Annotated in this window: 19 protein-coding genes and 3 pseudogenes; 9 read left to right on the plus strand and 13 right to left on the minus strand. The window is 68.6% G+C overall.

Going from position 1 to position 17,104, the window contains the following annotated elements; all coding sequences use genetic code 11:
- Window positions 1–10: 10 nt before the first annotated feature.
- A complete protein-coding gene (locus tag ACFYMU_RS03025) occupies window positions 11–1,009 on the minus strand; it encodes an NADP-dependent oxidoreductase (RefSeq protein WP_388367078.1) in 999 nt (332 codons plus the stop codon).
- A gap of 122 nt (window positions 1,010–1,131) precedes the next feature.
- Between ACFYMU_RS03025 and ACFYMU_RS03030 the strand changes: the two genes are divergently transcribed.
- Window positions 1,132–2,007, plus strand: coding sequence for a LysR family transcriptional regulator (locus ACFYMU_RS03030; protein WP_388367080.1), 876 nt, complete (start codon window positions 1,132–1,134; stop codon window positions 2,005–2,007).
- Window positions 2,008–2,124: 117 nt separating this feature from the next.
- On the opposite strand, the gene ACFYMU_RS03035 is transcribed toward ACFYMU_RS03030, so the two are convergent.
- The 3 genes from ACFYMU_RS03035 to ACFYMU_RS03045 form a co-directional block, all read right to left on the minus strand.
- Complete coding sequence (locus tag ACFYMU_RS03035) at window positions 2,125–2,760, minus strand: MBL fold metallo-hydrolase (RefSeq protein WP_388367082.1); 636 nt, start codon at window positions 2,758–2,760, stop codon at window positions 2,125–2,127.
- Window positions 2,761–2,831: 71 nt separating this feature from the next.
- Entirely contained in the window at window positions 2,832–4,127 is a 1,296-nt protein-coding gene (gene pcaC, locus ACFYMU_RS03040) for a 4-carboxymuconolactone decarboxylase (protein ID WP_388367084.1), read from the minus strand.
- A gap of 89 nt (window positions 4,128–4,216) precedes the next feature.
- On the minus strand, window positions 4,217–4,768 hold the full coding sequence (locus tag ACFYMU_RS03045) for a transposase (protein ID WP_388367968.1): 552 nt from the start codon (window positions 4,766–4,768) through the stop codon (window positions 4,217–4,219).
- Window positions 4,769–4,960: 192 nt separating this feature from the next.
- On the opposite strand from ACFYMU_RS03045, the pseudogene ACFYMU_RS03050 reads away from it, so the two are divergent.
- A pseudogene (locus ACFYMU_RS03050) lies at window positions 4,961–5,179 on the plus strand (ATP-binding protein); the annotation flags it as partial.
- Between the two features lie 35 nt (window positions 5,180–5,214).
- The gene (locus tag ACFYMU_RS03055) at window positions 5,215–5,394 is read left to right on the plus strand and encodes a hypothetical protein (RefSeq protein WP_388368015.1); all 180 of its coding nucleotides are present in this window, start codon (window positions 5,215–5,217) and stop codon (window positions 5,392–5,394) included.
- Between the two features lie 144 nt (window positions 5,395–5,538).
- Here the strand turns inward: ACFYMU_RS03055 and ACFYMU_RS03060 are convergent, their stop codons facing one another.
- A complete protein-coding gene (locus ACFYMU_RS03060) occupies window positions 5,539–6,027 on the minus strand; it encodes a GNAT family N-acetyltransferase (RefSeq protein ID WP_388367086.1) in 489 nt (162 codons plus the stop codon).
- 687 nt (window positions 6,028–6,714) lie between these two features.
- On the opposite strand from ACFYMU_RS03060, the pseudogene ACFYMU_RS03065 reads away from it, so the two are divergent.
- A pseudogene (locus ACFYMU_RS03065) lies at window positions 6,715–6,907 on the plus strand (serine/threonine-protein phosphatase); the annotation flags it as partial.
- A gap of 104 nt (window positions 6,908–7,011) precedes the next feature.
- Here the strand turns inward: ACFYMU_RS03065 and ACFYMU_RS03070 are convergent.
- The 5 genes from ACFYMU_RS03070 to ACFYMU_RS03090 all read right to left on the minus strand — a co-directional run bounded on the left by ACFYMU_RS03070 (window position 7,012) and on the right by ACFYMU_RS03090 (window position 11,068).
- Window positions 7,012–7,431 (minus strand): STAS domain-containing protein, encoded by a 420-nt coding sequence (locus ACFYMU_RS03070; protein WP_388367088.1) that lies wholly within the window; start codon window positions 7,429–7,431, stop codon window positions 7,012–7,014.
- Window positions 7,432–7,816: 385 nt separating this feature from the next.
- A complete protein-coding gene (locus tag ACFYMU_RS03075) occupies window positions 7,817–8,407 on the minus strand; it encodes a DUF5994 family protein (protein ID WP_388367090.1) in 591 nt (196 codons plus the stop codon).
- A gap of 423 nt (window positions 8,408–8,830) precedes the next feature.
- Entirely contained in the window at window positions 8,831–9,358 is a 528-nt protein-coding gene (locus tag ACFYMU_RS03080; RefSeq protein WP_388367091.1) for a hypothetical protein, read from the minus strand.
- A gap of 6 nt (window positions 9,359–9,364) precedes the next feature.
- Window positions 9,365–9,901 carry a DUF5994 family protein gene (locus ACFYMU_RS03085; protein ID WP_388367093.1) on the minus strand — a complete coding sequence of 179 codons (537 nt, stop codon included), beginning with the start codon at window positions 9,899–9,901 and terminating at the stop codon, window positions 9,365–9,367.
- 189 nt (window positions 9,902–10,090) lie between these two features.
- Window positions 10,091–11,068, minus strand: coding sequence for a magnesium transporter CorA family protein (locus ACFYMU_RS03090; RefSeq protein ID WP_388367095.1), 978 nt, complete (start codon window positions 11,066–11,068; stop codon window positions 10,091–10,093).
- Window positions 11,069–11,318: 250 nt separating this feature from the next.
- Here ACFYMU_RS03090 and ACFYMU_RS03095 point away from each other — a divergent pair.
- From ACFYMU_RS03095 to ACFYMU_RS03105, 3 genes and pseudogenes are all read left to right on the plus strand, one after another.
- Window positions 11,319–11,710 (plus strand): annotated as a pseudogene (locus ACFYMU_RS03095) (fatty acid desaturase family protein); the annotation flags it as partial.
- A 443-nt stretch (window positions 11,711–12,153) separates the two neighbouring features.
- Window positions 12,154–12,726 (plus strand): hypothetical protein, encoded by a 573-nt coding sequence (locus tag ACFYMU_RS03100; protein ID WP_388367097.1) that lies wholly within the window; start codon window positions 12,154–12,156, stop codon window positions 12,724–12,726.
- Window positions 12,657–13,253, plus strand: coding sequence for a GNAT family N-acetyltransferase (locus tag ACFYMU_RS03105; protein WP_388367099.1), 597 nt, complete (start codon window positions 12,657–12,659; stop codon window positions 13,251–13,253). The genes ACFYMU_RS03100 and ACFYMU_RS03105 overlap by 70 nt, the downstream gene beginning before the upstream one ends.
- Before the next feature lie 14 nt (window positions 13,254–13,267).
- Here ACFYMU_RS03105 and ACFYMU_RS03110 read toward each other — a convergent pair whose 3' ends face one another.
- Window positions 13,268–13,648: a winged helix-turn-helix transcriptional regulator gene (locus ACFYMU_RS03110; protein WP_388367101.1), complete on the minus strand. Its 381-nt coding sequence runs from the start codon at window positions 13,646–13,648 to the stop codon at window positions 13,268–13,270.
- A 139-nt stretch (window positions 13,649–13,787) separates the two neighbouring features.
- On the opposite strand from ACFYMU_RS03110, the gene ACFYMU_RS03115 reads away from it, so the two are divergent.
- Window positions 13,788–14,195, plus strand: coding sequence for a RidA family protein (locus tag ACFYMU_RS03115; protein WP_388367103.1), 408 nt, complete (start codon window positions 13,788–13,790; stop codon window positions 14,193–14,195).
- Window positions 14,196–14,413: 218 nt separating this feature from the next.
- On the opposite strand, the gene ACFYMU_RS03120 is transcribed toward ACFYMU_RS03115, so the two are convergent.
- Both ACFYMU_RS03120 and ACFYMU_RS03125 read right to left on the minus strand, forming a co-directional pair.
- A complete protein-coding gene (locus ACFYMU_RS03120; protein WP_388367105.1) occupies window positions 14,414–15,748 on the minus strand; it encodes an HTTM domain-containing protein in 1,335 nt (444 codons plus the stop codon).
- Complete coding sequence (locus tag ACFYMU_RS03125; RefSeq protein ID WP_388367106.1) at window positions 15,745–16,275, minus strand: DUF5819 family protein; 531 nt, start codon at window positions 16,273–16,275, stop codon at window positions 15,745–15,747. Before ACFYMU_RS03125 ends, ACFYMU_RS03120 begins: the two co-directional genes overlap by 4 nt.
- Window positions 16,276–16,418: 143 nt before the next feature.
- Here ACFYMU_RS03125 and ACFYMU_RS03130 point away from each other — a divergent pair, with 143 nt between their 5' ends.
- Window positions 16,419–16,787, plus strand: a complete 369-nt coding sequence (locus ACFYMU_RS03130; protein ID WP_388367108.1) for a hypothetical protein — start codon at window positions 16,419–16,421, stop codon at window positions 16,785–16,787.
- Window positions 16,788–17,104 lie beyond the last annotated feature (317 nt).

Below are 17,104 nucleotides of genomic sequence, written 5' to 3' on the forward strand. Positions count from 1 at the left end.
ACGCAGGCGATCACGAGACCACCGTCAGCACGATCTTGCCTTGGATGTGGCCCTGCGCGGCTCGCGCGTGTGCGCGGCCCGCCTCGCGCAGCGGGTAGGTGCTGTCCACCCCGACCCGGAGCCCGCCCTCGTCGAACAGGCGCCCGATCTCGGCGAGTTGGGGGCCGCTGGAACGCACCTGAATGTTCGAGACCGTGAGGCCCAGACTCGCCGTCTCTGCCGGGTCGTACTGGGCGAAGAACACCGGAAGCATGGTGCCGCCGCGCTTGAGCACGGTCAGGAAGCGTGAGCTGTCCGGGCCGCCGACGGTGTCGATCACCAGGTCGACACCGCTGACCACGTCGGCGGCCTGCGTCCTGGTGTAGTCGATGAACTCGTCGGCGCCGAGCCTGCGCAGGAACTGCTCGTGCCGGCCCGAGGCCACCGCGACGACGTGTGCCCCCTTCCCTTTCGCCAGCTGCACCGCGAAGTGGCCCACTCCCCCGGCGGCCCCGTTGACCAGCACGGTCGTCCCCGGCGTGATCGGCACCGGCCGGTGCACCCGGCCGGTGAAAGGAGACGGCACGTCGTGGCCGAGGTCGACCAGGTACTGCCAGGCCGTGAGCACGGCCATCGGCGCCCCGGCCGCCTGCACATGGTCGATACCCGACGGCTTGTGAGCCAGGTCCGAAGCCGGCGCGGCCACGTACTCCGCGTACGTCCGGCCGTCGAATCCGGGGAACCGCAGCATGCCGAAGACCTCGTCGCCCACGGCGAACCCCCGCACGTCCGGAGCGACCGCCTGGACCACGCCCGACATGTCCGTTCCGGGGACGAGGGGGAACTCCAGCGTCGGCCTCATCTCGGCCGGCATGACCTTCATCCCCTCACGCAGGTACCAGTCCGGCGGGTTGACGCCCGCCGCGTGCACCCGGACGAGCACCTCGCCCGGACCGATCTCGGGAACCGGCACCTCGTCGTACCGCAGGACTTCCGGCCCGCCCGCTTCGTGGATCTGGATCGCCTTCATCGCGCCTGTCGCTTTCCTGGGGAGACGTTGCCCCTTCAGTCAAGGCCCGGCACGGTACGGCCGTCCAAGACCGGTTCGGCAACCCGGTCATTCCGAAACGGCATGACGCGTACGCTGGAAGGGTGAACGATCTCGGACGGGATCTGGAACTGCGGCTGGTGCGCTACTTCACCGTGGTGGCGGCGCACCAGCACTTCGGCCGGGCCGCCGCCGACCTGCACGTGGCCCAGCCGGCGCTGAGCCGCCAGATCCAACGGCTCGAGAAGCACCTCGGCGCACGACTGCTGGACCGCGTGCCCCAGGGCACCCGGCTCACTCCGGCCGGCCAGAGGTTCCTCCCCCGGGCCCACGCCCTGCTGCGGGCCGCCCGCCAGGCCGAGTTGGCCGCGCGTGGACAAGCCGAGAGCGAACGAATCGCCATCGGCTACGTCGAAGACCTGGTGATCACTGCCGCCGTACGGGAACTGCGCCGCCGTCACCCTGATGCCGAGATCGCCACCCGGTACCTGAGCTGCCGCGACGTCGGTGCGCTGTCCGACAGGCGCGTCGACGCCCTGATCGCGCGGGCCCCGCTGCCGCTCGCCCCCGACGGCGTGTTCACCACCCCGCTGTACGAGGAGCCCCGGATGCTCGTCGTGCCGCGCGGCCACCCCTTGGCCGACCGCGCGTCGGTGACCGCGGAAGAACTGGCCGGCGAAGAGGCGGCACCGTGCGCGTTCGAGACCGCGGACTGGACTTCCTACCGGATCCTCGGGGCCGGCGTGCCGCCGATCGAGAGCTACGAGGACAAGCTCGAACTCGTCGCGAGCGGCGGGGCGATCGCCGTGCTACCGGTCGGCGATCGGCGCAGCTCACTGCGTCCCGGCCTCGTCACCGTCCCGATCGAGGGCGCTCCCCCCAGCCAGGTCGTCCTGGTCAGCCGCAAGGGCGACCCGAATCCGATGATCGGGAATCTCCGGCTGGCGGCCAAGGCCGTCCTGACCGCCCCGGCAGCCTGACCGCGACACCAGCGACCCGCTCGGCGCCGAACTGCACCGAGCGGTGCTCACGCGCGCCGTGTTCGAACGCTTCGACCGCACCCTGCCGGAAGAGTGGACGGAGGCCGGAAGACGGGCTCAGACCTCCGCGGACGCCCCCGGAGTCAGCCTGAGGTGCTCGGCGCCGCCCAGCGCGCCGATCTGGTGGTCGTAGATCGGGCGGGCGAGGTCCGTCAGGAGGGCGTCGTGGATGTCGTAGGCGCGCTGCGGCCGGACCTCGCGGACGTAGTCGATGACCTCGGCGATCTTGTTCCAGGGAGCCATCACGGGCAGCATCAGCGTCTCCACCGGCCCGTCGGGGACGGTGAGCGCGTCGCCCGGGTGGAAGACCTTGCCGCCGTCGATGAGGTAGCCCACGTTCGTGATGCGGGGGATGTCCGGGTGGATCACGGCGTGCAGTTCGCCGTGCACCTGGACCTCGAAGCCCGCGGCGGTGAAGGCGTCGCCGTGGCCCACGGTGTGCACCCGCCCCGGGAACGCCGCCGAGAGCTTCTCCGCGACGGAGGCGAGGGTCCAGATCTCGGCGCCCGGACTGGACTCCATCCCGGCCCGCAGCCGCTCCTCGTTGAAGTGGTCGAGGTGCTCGTGCGTGACCAGGATGGCGTCCGCGCCGACCGCGGCGTCCTCCTCGCTGAAGGTGCCCGGGTCGATGACGAGGGTGCGCCCGTCCTTCTCCAGTCGGATGCAGGCGTGCGACTTCTTCGTGAGCTTCATGGGTCCATCCTGCCTCCCGCCGGGGCGGCCGGGACGCTCCCAGGGGGGTGCTCCCGCTGCCAGGCTGACGCTCACTCCTGCGGCGTGGTCTCCTCCCGGACGACCTGCTGGGCCACCGTGAACGCGCTGTTCGCGGCCGGCACACCGCAGTAGACCGCCGTCTGCAGCAGCACCTCCCCGATCTCGCCCGGGGTGAGTCCGTTGCGCAGGGCCGCCCGCGTGTGGGCCGCGAGTTCCTCCATATGACCCCCCGCGACCAGCGCGGCGAGCGTGACACAACTGCGGGTGCGCCGGTCCAGACCCGGCCGGTCCCAGATCTCACCCCACGCGTACCGGGTGACGAACTCCTGGAAGTCCCCGGAGAAGTCGTCCGCCGAGGACAGCGCCTGGTCGACGTGCGCGTCGCCGAGCACCTCACGGCGGATCTTGATCCCCGTGTCGTAGAGGTCGGGCCTGCCGACGGGCTCGGGCTGGGCGGCGGGCGGTGCGATCTCCGCCACGGGTGCCACCGGCGGCGGTGCGGCCAGCACCGGCTTCACCGGAGCCGCCATGATCGCCGCCATCTGGCCGGTCGCGTCGAACGCGGGCTGCCACGCGGTGGAGAAGTGACGGACCAGCAGGTCGGTGACCGCGGCGGGCTGCTCGACCGGCACCAGGTGGGAGGCGCCCGGGACGACGGCGAGCCGGGCGTCCGGTATCCCGGCGACCAGGGTGCGCGCCTCGGCCGGCCCGGTGACCTGGTCCTCGGAACCGACGAGCACCAGCGTCGGCACGCCGATGCGCCCGAGTTCGGCTCGTACGTCGAAAGCCGCGAGCGCCTCGCAGGCCGCGATGTAGCAGCCGGGGTCGGTGGTGCGCACCATCTGCACCGCCCACTCGGTGATCGCGGGCTGCCCGGCCGCGAACCCGCCGGTGAACCAGCGCTCCGGGGCGGACCGGGCGATCGGGTCGAGCCCGTTCGTCCGTACGATCACGCCGCGCTGGCGGAACTCGTCGGCCGTGCCGAAACGGGGCGACGCGGCGATCAGGGCGAGCGACGCGAGGCGTTCGGGGTGGCGCAGCGCCAACTCGGCTCCGACGGCGCCCCCGAGGGCGCAGCCCGCGTAGCCGAAGCGCTGGACACCGAGTGCGTCGAGGGTCGCCAGCAGTCGGGCGGTGAGGTCGGTGACGGAACCGGCCGGATGCGCGGGGGCGCCGCCGTGACCGGGCAGGTCGAACCGGAAGACCCGCCACTGCTCGGCCAGTTCGGGAACCTGGCGGTCCCACATGTGCCATGTGGTACCCAGTGAGGGACCCAAGATCAGGACCGGAGCGTCTTCTGGCCCGTCAAAGCGGTATTGCAGGGTGTTCGGTGGTGTCTCACTCACGCCCCAGACCCTCTCACGTCTCACGGACGCCCCTATAGCGGGGGATCGGTAGATACCGTCCTGACCAGGTTGAAGACCTCGCGGGCAGCCTATCGCTTCAGGCATCGGATGATCTCACGACGGGTCTTGCCCTCCTGGGTGCGGCGTTCGTGCCGGTCGCCGCCATGGTTGAGGCGACGCGAGGTCCGGCGGCCCAAGGAGTACCCGATCGGGCTGGCCGCGCACAGAGCGGCGAAGGACGCCTCGGTGTTCAGCCGCTCGGGGTTGTCTCCCATGGTGGTCAGGAGCGTGGCGGCGCTGTCCGGGCCGATACCCACCGGTGTCAGCAGCTGCGGGGCATGGGCACGGCTCGCGCGGCAGCCTGCGCATCGAGCGGGTCCGACTTCCCGAGCAGGCGACGGGCTGAGCGGTCGGGCCGATTCACTTCGTATACCCGGACGTGCTGAGCCAGCAGGTAGCGGGACAGGCCCGCGCCGAAGTGCCGGGGCCTTCCACACCGGCCCGGCGCACCGTCCCCAGCTTGCGGGCCCAGAGGAGCAGCCGACGATAGCCGGCCGCCATGGCCGGAAAGGACTCGGTACCAGGACCTTCCCCAGCGGGGAGACCACGGCGGCAACATGAACCTCGCCATGCGTGTCCACGCCCAGGACGACCTCGCCGGGAACAGGTGGATCCGTGCTGGTGGAGGAGGTGCTGCGCTGTCTGGTCGTCATGGTGGTTCGCCTCTCCCGCGCGTGACGTGCTGGGTGGATGGCACCGGCCCGCTTGGGCGGTCTGAACCGTGATGGCGCCCGAAACTCGGCAAGGCCCCTATTGACACTCAGCAGGCGCGCATGCTGCTCGCCGGCCACCCGGAGAACGTCCGTGGTACCCGCTGCTGGCTGCGGGCCGCAATGCAGGCGTGGGCAGTGTCCGAGGACAGTGCGGAGTCGGCGGTCCTGCTGCTGAGCGAACTGGTCAGCAATGCCGTTCTGCACGCCCGGGGCAGCTGCCGGGTGCTGGTCACAGCCCTGCTGCGGTGGGGCCTGCCGGAGTGCGAGGTCGAGGACCAGGACCCGAGCTGGGGGCCGATTCGCACCGGGCGCGGATGCCCCTGCTGGACGCAGTCGCCGGGGCACGGGGCGTCCGCCGCCACAGCCGGGGCAAGGTCGTCTCGTTCGTGCTGCCGACACGCGACTGCCCCGACACCGGCGCAGCGGTCGCAGCCAAGCCCCCTGCCAGCTTCACCGACGGCCGTGTCCCCGGCCTCGCCAGCCGGCGCGCCTGAGGCAGTAGGCCCTGAATCCAGTGTCCCCAACAGCATCGGAGGAGCACGGACTGCATGAGGAGCCGAACGCACGGTTGGTGACTGGCACGATCACCGGCTGCCCCGTGCAGGCGAAGCCAGTGACCCGGCAGCCGGCACACCGCGTCAGTCCGAAGGAATGCGAAACTCGAATTCGGGACGGTCCCACGGCACGGCGGGCGGGTTCGCGAACGCGGTCCCGGTCCGCACCGCACCCACGCGGTGGTAGAAGTCCTGGGCGGGAAGATGCGACACGACCTTGATACGGTCGAGCCCGGCGGCACGGGCCTCGGACTGCATGTGCGCCACGAGCAGTCGTCCAATGCCCCGTCCCTGCACCTCGTCGGCGACGAACAGCAGGTCGAGCTCCGGTGGCGCGAGGACGAGCGAGTAGAATCCGAGGACCCGGCCTCCATGCTCGTCGGCGCCGACGGCCACAAAGGCGCGGTGGGCCTCGATGTAATCAGGACCGACCCGGTAACCCGCGACTGCGGCTGCGTACTTACCCTCATAGGCGCCTGAGCCACGCACGAGCCGCGTGAGCCGTTTGGCATCCCGCGCGACGGCCCTCCGTATCGTGATCGGCTGGCTGATCGGAGAAGTGCGTGAACTCATCGGGAGAGTATTTCGCACCGGGGAGTGCCTTCTTGCGGCGGGTCGACTGCTCGGGCAGATGTTCCTGCACCGCCCCGGGGAACCGCTCACCAGGCCCCGATCGGCCACGTCACAGCCGCCGAATCGGCCGCCCGCCGGCAGCAAACTGGAGCCCGAACCGCTGCGGAGGAGCTGGAGAACGGGGGGCGACGGCTGCTTCCCCCGGGCCTGCCGTGGCGAAGCCGGCGCTGGCAGAGCGTTCCTGTTCATCAGGACAGTCAACACGATGATCGTTCTCGCCCTGGCCGCGCTCCTTCACCAGGGCGCTCGATGACCCGTGCCGATCACCCGCCACACCCTCACACCACAGCCGCGCCGACACGCCCGCGCCGTCTGCAGCGGCACTCCCGGACACCGCCTCCGCCGCCGTGCGAGGGGTTGACCACCACGTCCACCGCTGCTCTGGCAGCAGCCCGTATGACATGCCGCGTTTGGCGTGAGGGGCACTTCGGGTCGGTCGGCCGCGCCACTCTGGAAGGCTTGATCACGGGCGTGTCAGGAGCCTTGTGTACGGATCGCGTGAGAGGGTCGAGCGGATAGCCATGACTACCGGATGGCCCCGAGCGTGTCGGGCGGGTGCTGGATCCGCGGCACGAGGGCGCACGAACACGGTGACCGGGGCTTTGAGGACACCGCAAGGGCGCGGCGATGGCACAGGGCGGGCGGCGGCCGGACACGGCATGACGGACCGTTCAGAAGGGTTCGTGAGCGGCTGCTGGGGGTGCTTCTGGACAGGGCGCACGAGATGCCGCCCAAGCGGATCGCCCCGCTGATCGCGGAAGAGGTGGCCAGGGTCGGCGGCCGCAACGTCTCGATCCTGCTGCAGGACTACGGCGAACTGAAGCAGCAACGGGGCGGCCGCACCAGTGATGACGCGACGCCCTTCCTGATCGAATGGCGCGGTGGCCCCGCGGACCACCTCGCCCTCCTGGAGTAAGCCGGCAGTCAGCTCCCGGTCGTAGGGATCATCCTGGGTGCGCGGGTGAGCCCCCGACTTGGTGCTCCGGGCGTCAAGGGCGGTGCAGAAGGCCGCAGTGGGAGGTCGCCCGGGTAGCCGTGGAGCAGGGTGCTGTTACCTGTGAGGGCGATGATTCGTGCCAGCACCGGGGGCGGGTGGTGCAAGCGCAGGGATCCGCCGGCCACGGTGGTGGCCTGCGACGCGTGGAGGAAGGCGTTGAGGCCGGTTACGTCGCAGAAGGTGACCGTGGTCAGGTCGACGTCGATGGTGCGGATGCCGTCGCGCAGGCATTGCCCCAATGACTCGCGCACGACGTGCTCCGTCGTCAGATCGATCTCACCGGCCAGGGTGATCAGCGCCCGGCTGTTCCTGTCGTGCCGGTAGATGGTCAGCTGGGGAATGGGCATGGCACCTCGGTTCAGAAGACGGGCCTGGCAGCGCGAAGGACCGGACACGCGGCTCATCCTGCGCTCGGTACGCGGTCGTGCTCGCGTGCGGAGAGACGAACGGCCGGTTCAGCAGCCTGTGTTCCAGGCGCAGGGTCGGCTGGTCACCTCGGGGGATGCGCCGGCAATCGGACGGTGTCCACTACGGCGGACAGCTGTGCCAACAGCAACACGCATCGGGATCTGGGACAGAGCCGTTGTGCAGGGGGTTCACGTCTCGGTGCGGTGCCACGGCCAGAGCCGCCGCCGGGAACGGCCGTCGGGCAAGGCCGCCATGCGATCACCGTGGCGTGTGGTGAGCAGCCACATCAGGAGCACGCCCACCGTGGTGACGTCTCCATGCCTGTCACATTCCTACTGCCGGGGTGGGCACGTGGCCGATGACCTCTGCGGCAGGGGTACGTGCGGCGTGTCCGCCTTCGGAGTCCCAGACCGCCTCCCGGAGCGAGCCCCGGTCGGCCGCTTCCTCTGCCGCGGTCCGGAAACGTTCGGCGTCATGGATCAGGCCGGTCGCCGTGAGGGTCCGCGACGGGTCGGTGGCCGTGGCCATGAGCCGAGCCGCGGTGGCCGGTTCTGTCTCCGGTGGGATGACCAGCAGGTCCCAGCGGCCGACGGTGTAGGAGAGCAGCAGCAGCTTGTGCGGGTCTTGCTCGGCCTCGAACCAGCCGACGTGCACCACGTGCCCGTGAGCGGGCACCTTTCGCGGGATGACGGGCCAGAACGTGGGATTCACCGTCACCCGGGTGATCCGCCCCCACAGCGGGTCGAGGACCTCGATGAGTGCCGGAAGCTCCGCCGTCAGGTCGCGGGAGCGGGGCCACCAGGCACCGTCAATCAGTGCCGGAGCGGTTCCGAAGGGTGCCAGGACGAGTCGGAAGGGCGACGAGGAAGGAGTCCGGTCCTCGTCCGCGGGCGTCAACAGAATGGTCGCGGTCATGCCACGGACCCAACCCCGGGCCGGACGTGGCCGACCCGGTTGTCGTGAATCGCCGAGAACGACGTCAGCGTGGAAGCTGGTGTACGGAATGCTCTCGGTAATCACCAGGGTACTCCTCGTCGGGGGCCGACAAACCGCGTTGCGGCTACGGGCTGAACGGAGCACCATGCGGCGATACCGGTCACCGTGACCGCGACGGTGACCGGCTCCGCGACACCGCGGGTCGGTCGCGCGAGCGTCTCGCCGCTGAACGCGGTTATGGAAACGGGCAACGGCTCCGGCGTATACCCGCCGGAGCCGCCCTTCCGGGTCATTGCACGTGAGAGTGCGCCGACCCGCCTTCCACTTTACGCCAAAGGGATTAATCCGACATGAACAGTTCTTGTGAAGGTTCGCTTCGGTCCGAGAAGCCGACGCGGTGGCTCAGCCACGCCCTTCCTCTTCCGTCTCCATCCGCCGGATCCCCTGGTGCGTCAGCGTGATCATCGCGGGCCTGTTGCCCCTCCCCCAGTGCACGACGACCCAGCCTTCGCCCGCCAGGTGCATACAGGCAGCGGCCATGTCCTGCTCAGGGATGCCGAGGTCGGTGCGGAGCTTCGCCCCATCGACGCCCAGGAGGCGATTGCCCTCGGCGGCTTGGTACAGAGCCTGCATGATCCTCTCGCGGTACGTCTTCCGGTCTCGCAATATCGCCATGACGCGCTTTCCTCTACTGCCCACGGTCGGACCGAAGTCGATGTCCTCCGCGGCCGCCATCGCGGTGGGGCGCGTCGGAACGCTCGCGTCCACCGCCGACCGACGGTGCCTCCGGGGCCGACGCCCGATCCCCGGCAGAACATCGCCGTAGTGGAAGGCAGCGATCCGTTCGTCGTGCTGACCATTGAGCTGGTGGCTCAGAACGACTCCGACGGCGATCAGGACGAGCAGCACGGCCACGGCGATGACGAGCATGCGATCTCACCTCCGCCGACCGGCGGGCGAAGGCCCTGCCGAGCCGATGGGCCGGGACAGGGACGACGGTCGACCTGCTCCGCCGTCGGCCTCCCACGCTTCTTCCCTGTTTCGGGCATCGATCCTGTCTGCTGCTTCCTCCCGGGCCGGGACATCGACGCCGTCGCCGGCCATCAGCTGCGCGGCGGCATCCGCACCGGTTTCCGGCGGAATCACCAGCACGTCCCGGCGGCCGTCAGCGGAGAAAAGAGTGAGTCTGTGCGGATCCTGCTCCTCGGTGGACCAGCCCACCTGCACGGTACGCCCGGCGTCGGACACCCAATGCGGCAGGACGGGCCAGTAGGCCGGGTGCACGGTGACACCCGTGATACGACCCCAGAGATCGCCCAATGCGGCCGTCAAGGACGGCAGCTCACGGGTGAGGGCACGGGAGCGGGGCCACCACATGCCATCCAGCCCGCCCGGCGCGGGCGTCAGGGACAGCCGGGCCGCTGGCGGCGGCGTGCGTCTGCTCGATGTCGTACGGTCAATGGTCACGGCCATGGCGCGGACCTGTCCCCGGGCTCGTGGGTGCGGCCCGGCGCTGTCGATCACCGGAAACGGCACCCGCAGCGGAGCCGGTGCGCGAAGAACTCCCGGTGTCTTCACACTACTCCGCTCACCGGCCCGAAAAGCCTGGGATGACCTAGTGGTTTCCTGCCTTCGGGACCTGGTCGCCGGTGCCGATGCCGGTCAGAGCCAGTCCTTGCGCTTGAACGTCACATACAGCAGTGCGGACAGGACCACGATGACGGCGGCGGAGGTGATGAATCCCGACTCGCGGCCGAAACCGGGGTAGGGGAGGTTCTGGCCGTAGTAGCCCGTGATCGCGGTGGGTACGGCGATGATCGCGGCCCAGCTCGTCACCTTCTTCATGATCAGGTTCATGCTGTTGGCCTGGACCGAGAGGTTCGTCTCCATGACCGAGGCCACCAGGTCCCGCAGTGATTCCGTCCACTCGGTGGCGCGCAGTACGTGGTCGTAGACGTCCTGGTAGTACGGGACGAGAGGGTCGGTGATCAGGTGCAGGCCGGGGCGCATGAAGGTGTTGACCACCTCACGCATCGGGAGCACGACGCGGCGCAGTTGGACGAGCGACTTACGCAGTGCGAAAACCCGGCGCTGCACGGCTTCGATCTCACGGCGCCCGGCCGCGAAGAGCAGACCCTCCAGCTCCTCGATGCCGTCGTCCAGTTGCTGGACCGCGGCGAAGTGCCCATCCACGAGATGATCGAGCAGGCCGTGCAGCAGGAATCCGACGCCGTGGCCGGCCAGGTCCGGGCTCTCGTCCCAGCGGGCGACGACGCCCTCGATGTCGAGGCCGTCGTCCTTGCGGACGGTGATCATGGCCTGACTGGTGAGGAAGACGGCGATCTCGCTGTACGTCAGTTCCGCACCGTCCGGGCCGGCGGTCACGGCGTAGGCGCTGAGGAACTCGTGGGTCCGATAGCGGTCGACTTTCGGCCGCTGTCCACGCTGAGCGGCATCCTCCAGAGCAAGTTCGTGGATGCCGAACTCCTGACCGAGCATGGTGAATTCAGCGGCTCCGGGCCGGCACAGGTCCAGCCACAGGACCGACGCCGGATCAGCGAGATGCGCAGGGACATCACTGACGGGAAAGTCCTCCAGGACCAGAGTGCCGTCGTGATACAGCCGGGTACGCGTCACCATGGCCCGAGGCTAGTGTCTTGCACCCATATCATGCCGCTTCGCCTCGATTGCCAGCGCGGCAGGTTCATCGACAGCGGCCACCCTCCGGGGGGACCTTACGTCAAAGCCCCGCGACATCCGCAGACTCCGACCGACGAGCACCGGGGTGCCGGTCCGAAGGCCGGCATGTGGGTACCCGGCTGCCGCATCGCATCCGGCGTACACCGCCCGACCGGATGCGGCTCGTCAGCGGGAAGGACACGCCGACAGCATGGCCACGCATACCCCGCCCCGTCACCCGCCTCCCCCCGCAGGCGGCAGTGATTTCGCCCGCCTGTCCAAGAAGATCGCCGAGGTCGGCCTGATGAACCGGCGCCCCGGCTACTACACCGTCCGGTCCATCGCCGTGGCCGTCGCCTACGCCGGGTGCTGGAGCGCGTTCGTCGTCATCGGCGCCGGCCGGTGGACCCTGGTGCTCGCCGCGTTCCGCGCCGTGATGTTCGGGCAGGTGGCTCTGCTCGCCCACGACGTCGCGCACCGCCAGGTCTTCCGCCGACGCCGGCCCAGCGAGACGGCCGGCCGCGTCGCCGGGCCGCGATCGGGATGGGCTACGGATGGTGGCAGGACAAACACACCCGCCACCACGCCAACTCCAACCACGAGGCGCACCGGCTCCGCTGCGGGTCGTCGGAGGCGGCGACGGCGTCGTCGCCTGCTGGTTCCCGGAAGGGCGTCATTGCTTCGCCCTCTCACACCGCTATCACGAACTGAGCGGACACCCGCGAACCACAGGGACCTGACCTGCAATTTTGCACGCGCCCCGGAGCGGCTGGACACCCATGGACGATCGTTACGACCTGTGCCAGGTGGTGCCCAGTGAGGGCCCCAGGATCAGGACAGGTGCGTCTTCTGGCCCGTCAAAGCGGTATTGCAGGGTGTTCGGTGGTGTCTCGCTCACCCGTCAGACTCTCTCATCTCTCACGAGGTCTCACATGGCCGGTCCCAACCTGACCTCGGTCCTTCGCCGGCGGTCTGCCGACGAGAGGCCAGGTATACGTTCTCCGGCATGTACTCGTGGCCGTGTCCGCAGTGCGCCCTCCGGACACATGCCCTCCTTCAGTCGCTACGAGCAACGCTTTCCCCATGTGCGCGGGTGCTGTGGGAGCGCGCCCGTCGCCTCGACCGGCGTCGGCGCATTGCGTCACCGCCATCGGCATCGGCATCGGCATCGGCATCGGCTCGTGCTCCAGGGTTCGGCCTCCTTCACGTTGAACGGCGTCCTGATGATCACCCTGCCGTTCGCGGGCCTGGCCATGGCAGCCACCGCCATCGGCGGCCTGATCGGCAAGGCGCGTTCCGCCGTCACCAAGAACGTCTACGAGGACCCGGTCACCCACCACACCGAGATCCACAAGGGTGACGACAAGGTCGTGACGAGGTGCATCCCCGTGATGAATCGGCCCGGTGAAGTCAGCGACCGCCTGGCGGGCCAGCTCCGCACCCCGGGCACGCTCCTCGGCCGACACCGAGGCGAAACGCGCCGACAAGGCGTCGGCTACCCCGTGATCACCCGAACGAGCAATCGACGACAGGGCAGAATGACGGGCCCATGGACACGCATCCCCTCCGGCTCACCGCTCACAGCCTGTTGCTTCGGGAATGGACGAGCGACGACCTAACCGCCCTGCAAGAACTGTTCGACGACCCCGACGTCGCCTACCGGACCCCCTTGGAGTCGCCGTTCGACCAGACCGCCGCACGACGCTACTTGTACAGCGCGCACCAGGCACGGCGCGAACACAAACGCATCCACCTGGCCATCACGACCGACGGGCAACAGGCCATGGGAGAGGTCCTGCTCAACCTGACCACTGGCAGCATCGGCTACGTCGTGGGCGCCGCCCACCGAGGTCAGCACCTCGCAGCGCGAGCACTTCGAACCATGACCGAGTACGCGCACCACACCGCGGGCCTGACCCGGGTGATCCTCGAGATCGAGCCCGACAACCATCCCAGTGTCGCCGTCGCCCGATCCGCAGGCTTCCGCCTGACCGACGTCAAACCCGAGACAGTCACCGACAAGGGACGGACCTACGACTTGCTCACCTGGGAACACCCGGCTCCGGCTTCCCGGGGTCAAAGGCAAGCCGACCCGACCCGCTTCAAGAACCGAGGCCCGGCCAGGAGTACTCCGGCTGCATCGTGATCAGCCGTCAGGCGTCAGGCGTCGAAGCGGTGGCGGGCGGCCTCGATGTGACCGATGTACCGGTGGGTCCAGTCACACATTCCGTCGACGGTTGCGCGTAGGCCCTGGCCCGGCTCGGTGAGGGTGTATTCGACACGCGGCGGGACGGTGGGGTGCACGCTGCGCCCGACCAGGCCGTTGCGCTCCAGCATGCGCAGGTTCTGAGTGAGCATCTTGTGGCTGATGCCCTCGATCTCGTTCCGCAGCTCGCTGAACCTCAGGGTGCGTTCACCGAGAGTCTCGATGATCAGGAACGCCCACTTGTTGGCGACGTCGGAGAAGATCTCTCGCGCCAATGAGTCCGCGCGCCTGAGGTCCGCTTCCTCGGATCGACCCTTGACCTGTTTGGTCACCATCAGGTTCCCCAGTCACCAAAAAGTGCGTTCTTCCATGTCAGCGATCACTCTCTTACGGTTCCTGAGTAACCACAAGAGACCACGAGGGTCTGGAGTGACGAGCACGGGCCCACGATGCCCGGACAAGGAGGCGGACGGCATGGCCATCACCCTGGTGAACCCCAGCGGATTGCCCAAGATCGATGTCTACCGGCAGGTCTCGATCGCAACCGGGTCGAAGCTGGTCTTCATCGCCGGGCAGGTCGCCTGGGACGCCGAGGGGATCACGGTCGGCGAAGGCGACCTCGCCGCGCAGGTCGAGCAGTGCTACCTCAACATAGGCACCGCCCTGGCCGAGGCCGGCGGCTCCTTCGACGACGTGGCAAAACTCACCTTCTACGTCGTCGACTGGACTCCCGACAAGATGCCCCCGCTCCTGGAGGGGATCTCCCGGGCGGCCGCAAAGCTGGGATCCGCCCCGGTCCCGCCGGCCACGCTGCTGGGCGTTGCGGCACTGGACGTTCCCGACCATCTGGTCGAGATCGAAGCCACCGCGGTCCTCGGCTGAGCAGATGCCCTTCGCCCGCTGAGCACCCAAGTGGCCAACTGCCGTGCGCAGTTGCCAACCGGCGTGCTCGTCACATCAGGTCTGGTTCGCGGCTTGCCGGTAGTGGAACCCCGGTGCCCACCCGAGGTGACACTCGGGCCGCCGCCCTGCCCGCCCTCAGCCCCGGAACGCGAAACGGTCTGCCGACGGAGTCGGCAGACCGTCAAGAGCGATCGAGGCTAACGTTCTTCAGCGCGACGCATGCGGGTTCCTTCGGGCTCCGGGTTGCTCGCCCGAGACGGTGTCGGGCAGATGTCTGCGGCGACAGCACGCAGGGGAGCGGGAGCGGCAGCACGCCGCCACGGCATCGCGCGCACTGTGCGATCGCCGATCCATCGTAGGAACGCGGTCGGGAAGAAGACCGAGTCCGCAGCGATCATGGCGAGTGCGAAGAAAGGCAGACCGAGAAGGACCGCAATTCCGATGTGCATGCCGACCAGCAGCGCGATCGCCACGTTCTTGACGCGCTTGTTGAGGAGGGTGAAGGGAAAGGCGACTTCGATGATCACCGTGCCGTACGTGATCAGCATGACGATGGGCCAGTTGCTCGCCAGGGCGTGGGACAGTGCGGGCCACGGGGTGTAGGGCGCCACGTGGAACACGTAGTACATCCCCGTCCCGTCCTCCCAGTGGGGGCCCTGGATCTTGTACAGGCCGGAGATCACGTAGATCAGGCACACCTGGCCGACGATCACCAGCAACGCGCCCGCGTGCAGCACGTTACCGACCGTCGTCATCACAGTGCGGGGCTCGTCGGGAGCACAGCGCCGCACCAGCCACCACGCCGCCTGGCCCACCGCAACACCCCACAGGATCAGTCCCCAGCCCACGCCCAGATCGCCCAGCACGGTGAAGGCCGCGAGGACGGTGACCAAGAAGATCCACATCACCGTTCCGACGGCGTCACCGAGATGACCGGCGGTTCCGTCGCCACACCGATCACGCTGTCGGACTCGCTTTGCCTTGCGCGCGTCCAGGGACCAGACCTCACCGCAGCGGACGAACACCAGGTAGATCGCCATGACATGGATGACGACATCGCCGCCGTTACCCACAAGCATGTTGCGATTCTGGAACGTCAGGACGCCGAGCATGAAGAGCAGCGAGGCGGTACGGGTCCGCCAGCCCAACAGCAGCATCACGGACGCGACGATCGCCGCTGCGTAGACGGCCTCGAACCACAGCCTGCTGTCGGACCATGTGAGCACGGTGAAAGCATGATTCGCGGCGATCAGGCGGCGCGACAGGTTCAGGCTGAACGGGCTGCCAGGCCCGTAGAGTTCGTCTCTGCGGTTCCATTCACCCAAGAGAGACGCGAGCCAGGCGAACGACAATGTGATCCGGACGACAGCCGACTGGTACGGCGCGACCGGACCGTCGGCTATACGCTTCAACCCTCGGCGGACTGCTTCCGCGACATCACCCCACACCCCGGTGAACGGGCACGGCACAGGTGCGTCACCTGCATACTCGGGTGGTTCTGCAGCACGCTTGACAGCCAACTGGTCGGTCATTCGAAGTCCTCCGCCTTGACGGTCCACCACGGCGCAAGCTGATAGCTCGTGGTCGTGTCCATCTGCTGGCCGCTCCAACTCGCCGCGGAAAGCGGCATGTTCGCCATGCGCACCTGGATGCTTCGAACGGTGCCCCCATTGACGTGCGGCCCGATTCGGTGGGCTACGACTCGCAGCAAGTACTGCTGTGGGGTATTGCCGTACAGACCGACCCGGCGCCCCACGCCATTCGAATTGGCGAAGTAGAACCATGCGGCTGAAAGTTCGGTCTGGTGCGCGCGGCTGGGAAGGGGGTTGTGGAGGATCCGCGCCTCGTCTCTCGCAGACAGATCCACCCAGTCAGTAGTCAATGATGAACCATCAGGCATGCGGATGTTCGTCCGTGCCTGAACGTGGCGGTTGGCCAGCGGCGGTTCAGGTGCGAAAAGGCGCCAATTCTGGTTGAACTCAGGAGAGAGATAGCCACTGATGGCTTCAGCGTTTTTTTGGGAGACGGTGTTCAAGGGCGCGACCGCGAAGAAGGTCATCCCCAGGTGCACAGTGGCCCCCACAGCGACCCCCAGCATCGTGACCGCGATGATTGTCCTTGACACCAGGGAGAGACCGAGTCCACCCGAACTCTTCGATCGACCGTACAGCACCATCGTGCCCCTTCCCGGGCCTGCGCCGGATGGCGCAGGCCCTGCCTGTACGCCCTCGCCGTCCGTCCTGGCGACGCGAGGTCGTTCCCTGTTCGGTCACCCCGCAGCAGGAGCCGGAGCGGCAGGAGCTGGGGCAGCCGGAGCCGGAGCGGCAGGCGCCGGAGCGGCAGGCGCTGGGGCAGCCGGAGCCGGAGCGGCAGGCGCCGGAGCGGCAGGCGCTGGGGCAGCCGGAGCCGGAGCAGCAGGCGCCGGGGCAGCCGGAGCCGGAGCAGCAGGCGCCGGAGCAGCAGGCGCCGGAGCAGCCGGAGCCGGAGCAGCAGGCGCCGGAGCAGCCGGAGCCGGAGCAGCAGGCGCCGGAGCAGCCGGAGGCGGAGGCTGAGGCGGGGGCGGCCCGATGATCACTACCGGGGGATTCGACGGCGTAGGAACCACGACGTATACGACCGTGCCATTCCTTACCACCGGGCGATAACAGACGATCACTCTTGAGTGATGACTTCGCTTGTAGCACACGAGCTTCTGCTGCGGTGCAGAGTTGGCGATCGCTGCAGTCCTGCCGTGCGGGCTCTGCACGGCACTTGCTTCGGTCACCGAGAAAGTGCACACTCCCGCCACCAAGCCGGCGGCTGCGGCGACACCAATGCCCAGCGACAGTTTCTTTCTCTTCATGCCTCATCACCTCGTAGCCCGTCAAGCGAGACGGTGGATCGTCCCG

The organism is Streptomyces sp. NPDC007264, assembly GCF_042869095.1.
Lineage (GTDB): Bacteria > Actinomycetota > Actinomycetes > Streptomycetales > Streptomycetaceae > Streptomyces.

Coding starts and splice junctions, on each gene's coding strand:
- ACFYMU_RS03035 (WP_388367082.1), bottom strand. CDS start 2,760: ATGAAGCTCACGAAGAAGTCGCACGCCTGCATCCGACTGGAGAAGGAC.
- ACFYMU_RS03125 (WP_388367106.1), bottom strand. CDS start 16,275: ATGACCTTCTTCGCGGTCGCGCCCTTGAACACCGTCTCCCAAAAAAAC.
- ACFYMU_RS03060 (WP_388367086.1), bottom strand. CDS start 6,027: ATGAGTTCACGCACTTCTCCGATCAGCCAGCCGATCACGATACGGAGG.
- ACFYMU_RS03025 (WP_388367078.1), bottom strand. CDS start 1,009: ATGAAGGCGATCCAGATCCACGAAGCGGGCGGGCCGGAAGTCCTGCGG.
- ACFYMU_RS03115 (WP_388367103.1), top strand. CDS start 13,788: ATGGCCATCACCCTGGTGAACCCCAGCGGATTGCCCAAGATCGATGTC.
- ACFYMU_RS03070 (WP_388367088.1), bottom strand. CDS start 7,431: ATGCCCATTCCCCAGCTGACCATCTACCGGCACGACAGGAACAGCCGG.
- ACFYMU_RS03055 (WP_388368015.1), top strand. CDS start 5,215: ATGCCCCTGCTGGACGCAGTCGCCGGGGCACGGGGCGTCCGCCGCCAC.
- ACFYMU_RS03100 (WP_388367097.1), top strand. CDS start 12,154: ATGCCCTCCTTCAGTCGCTACGAGCAACGCTTTCCCCATGTGCGCGGG.
- ACFYMU_RS03085 (WP_388367093.1), bottom strand. CDS start 9,901: ATGGCCGTGACCATTGACCGTACGACATCGAGCAGACGCACGCCGCCG.
- ACFYMU_RS03110 (WP_388367101.1), bottom strand. CDS start 13,648: ATGGTGACCAAACAGGTCAAGGGTCGATCCGAGGAAGCGGACCTCAGG.
- ACFYMU_RS03120 (WP_388367105.1), bottom strand. CDS start 15,748: ATGACCGACCAGTTGGCTGTCAAGCGTGCTGCAGAACCACCCGAGTAT.
- ACFYMU_RS03090 (WP_388367095.1), bottom strand. CDS start 11,068: ATGGTGACGCGTACCCGGCTGTATCACGACGGCACTCTGGTCCTGGAG.
- ACFYMU_RS03105 (WP_388367099.1), top strand. CDS start 12,657: ATGGACACGCATCCCCTCCGGCTCACCGCTCACAGCCTGTTGCTTCGG.
- ACFYMU_RS03080 (WP_388367091.1), bottom strand. CDS start 9,358: ATGCTCGTCATCGCCGTGGCCGTGCTGCTCGTCCTGATCGCCGTCGGA.
- ACFYMU_RS03075 (WP_388367090.1), bottom strand. CDS start 8,407: ATGACCGCGACCATTCTGTTGACGCCCGCGGACGAGGACCGGACTCCT.
- ACFYMU_RS03130 (WP_388367108.1), top strand. CDS start 16,419: ATGGCGCAGGCCCTGCCTGTACGCCCTCGCCGTCCGTCCTGGCGACGC.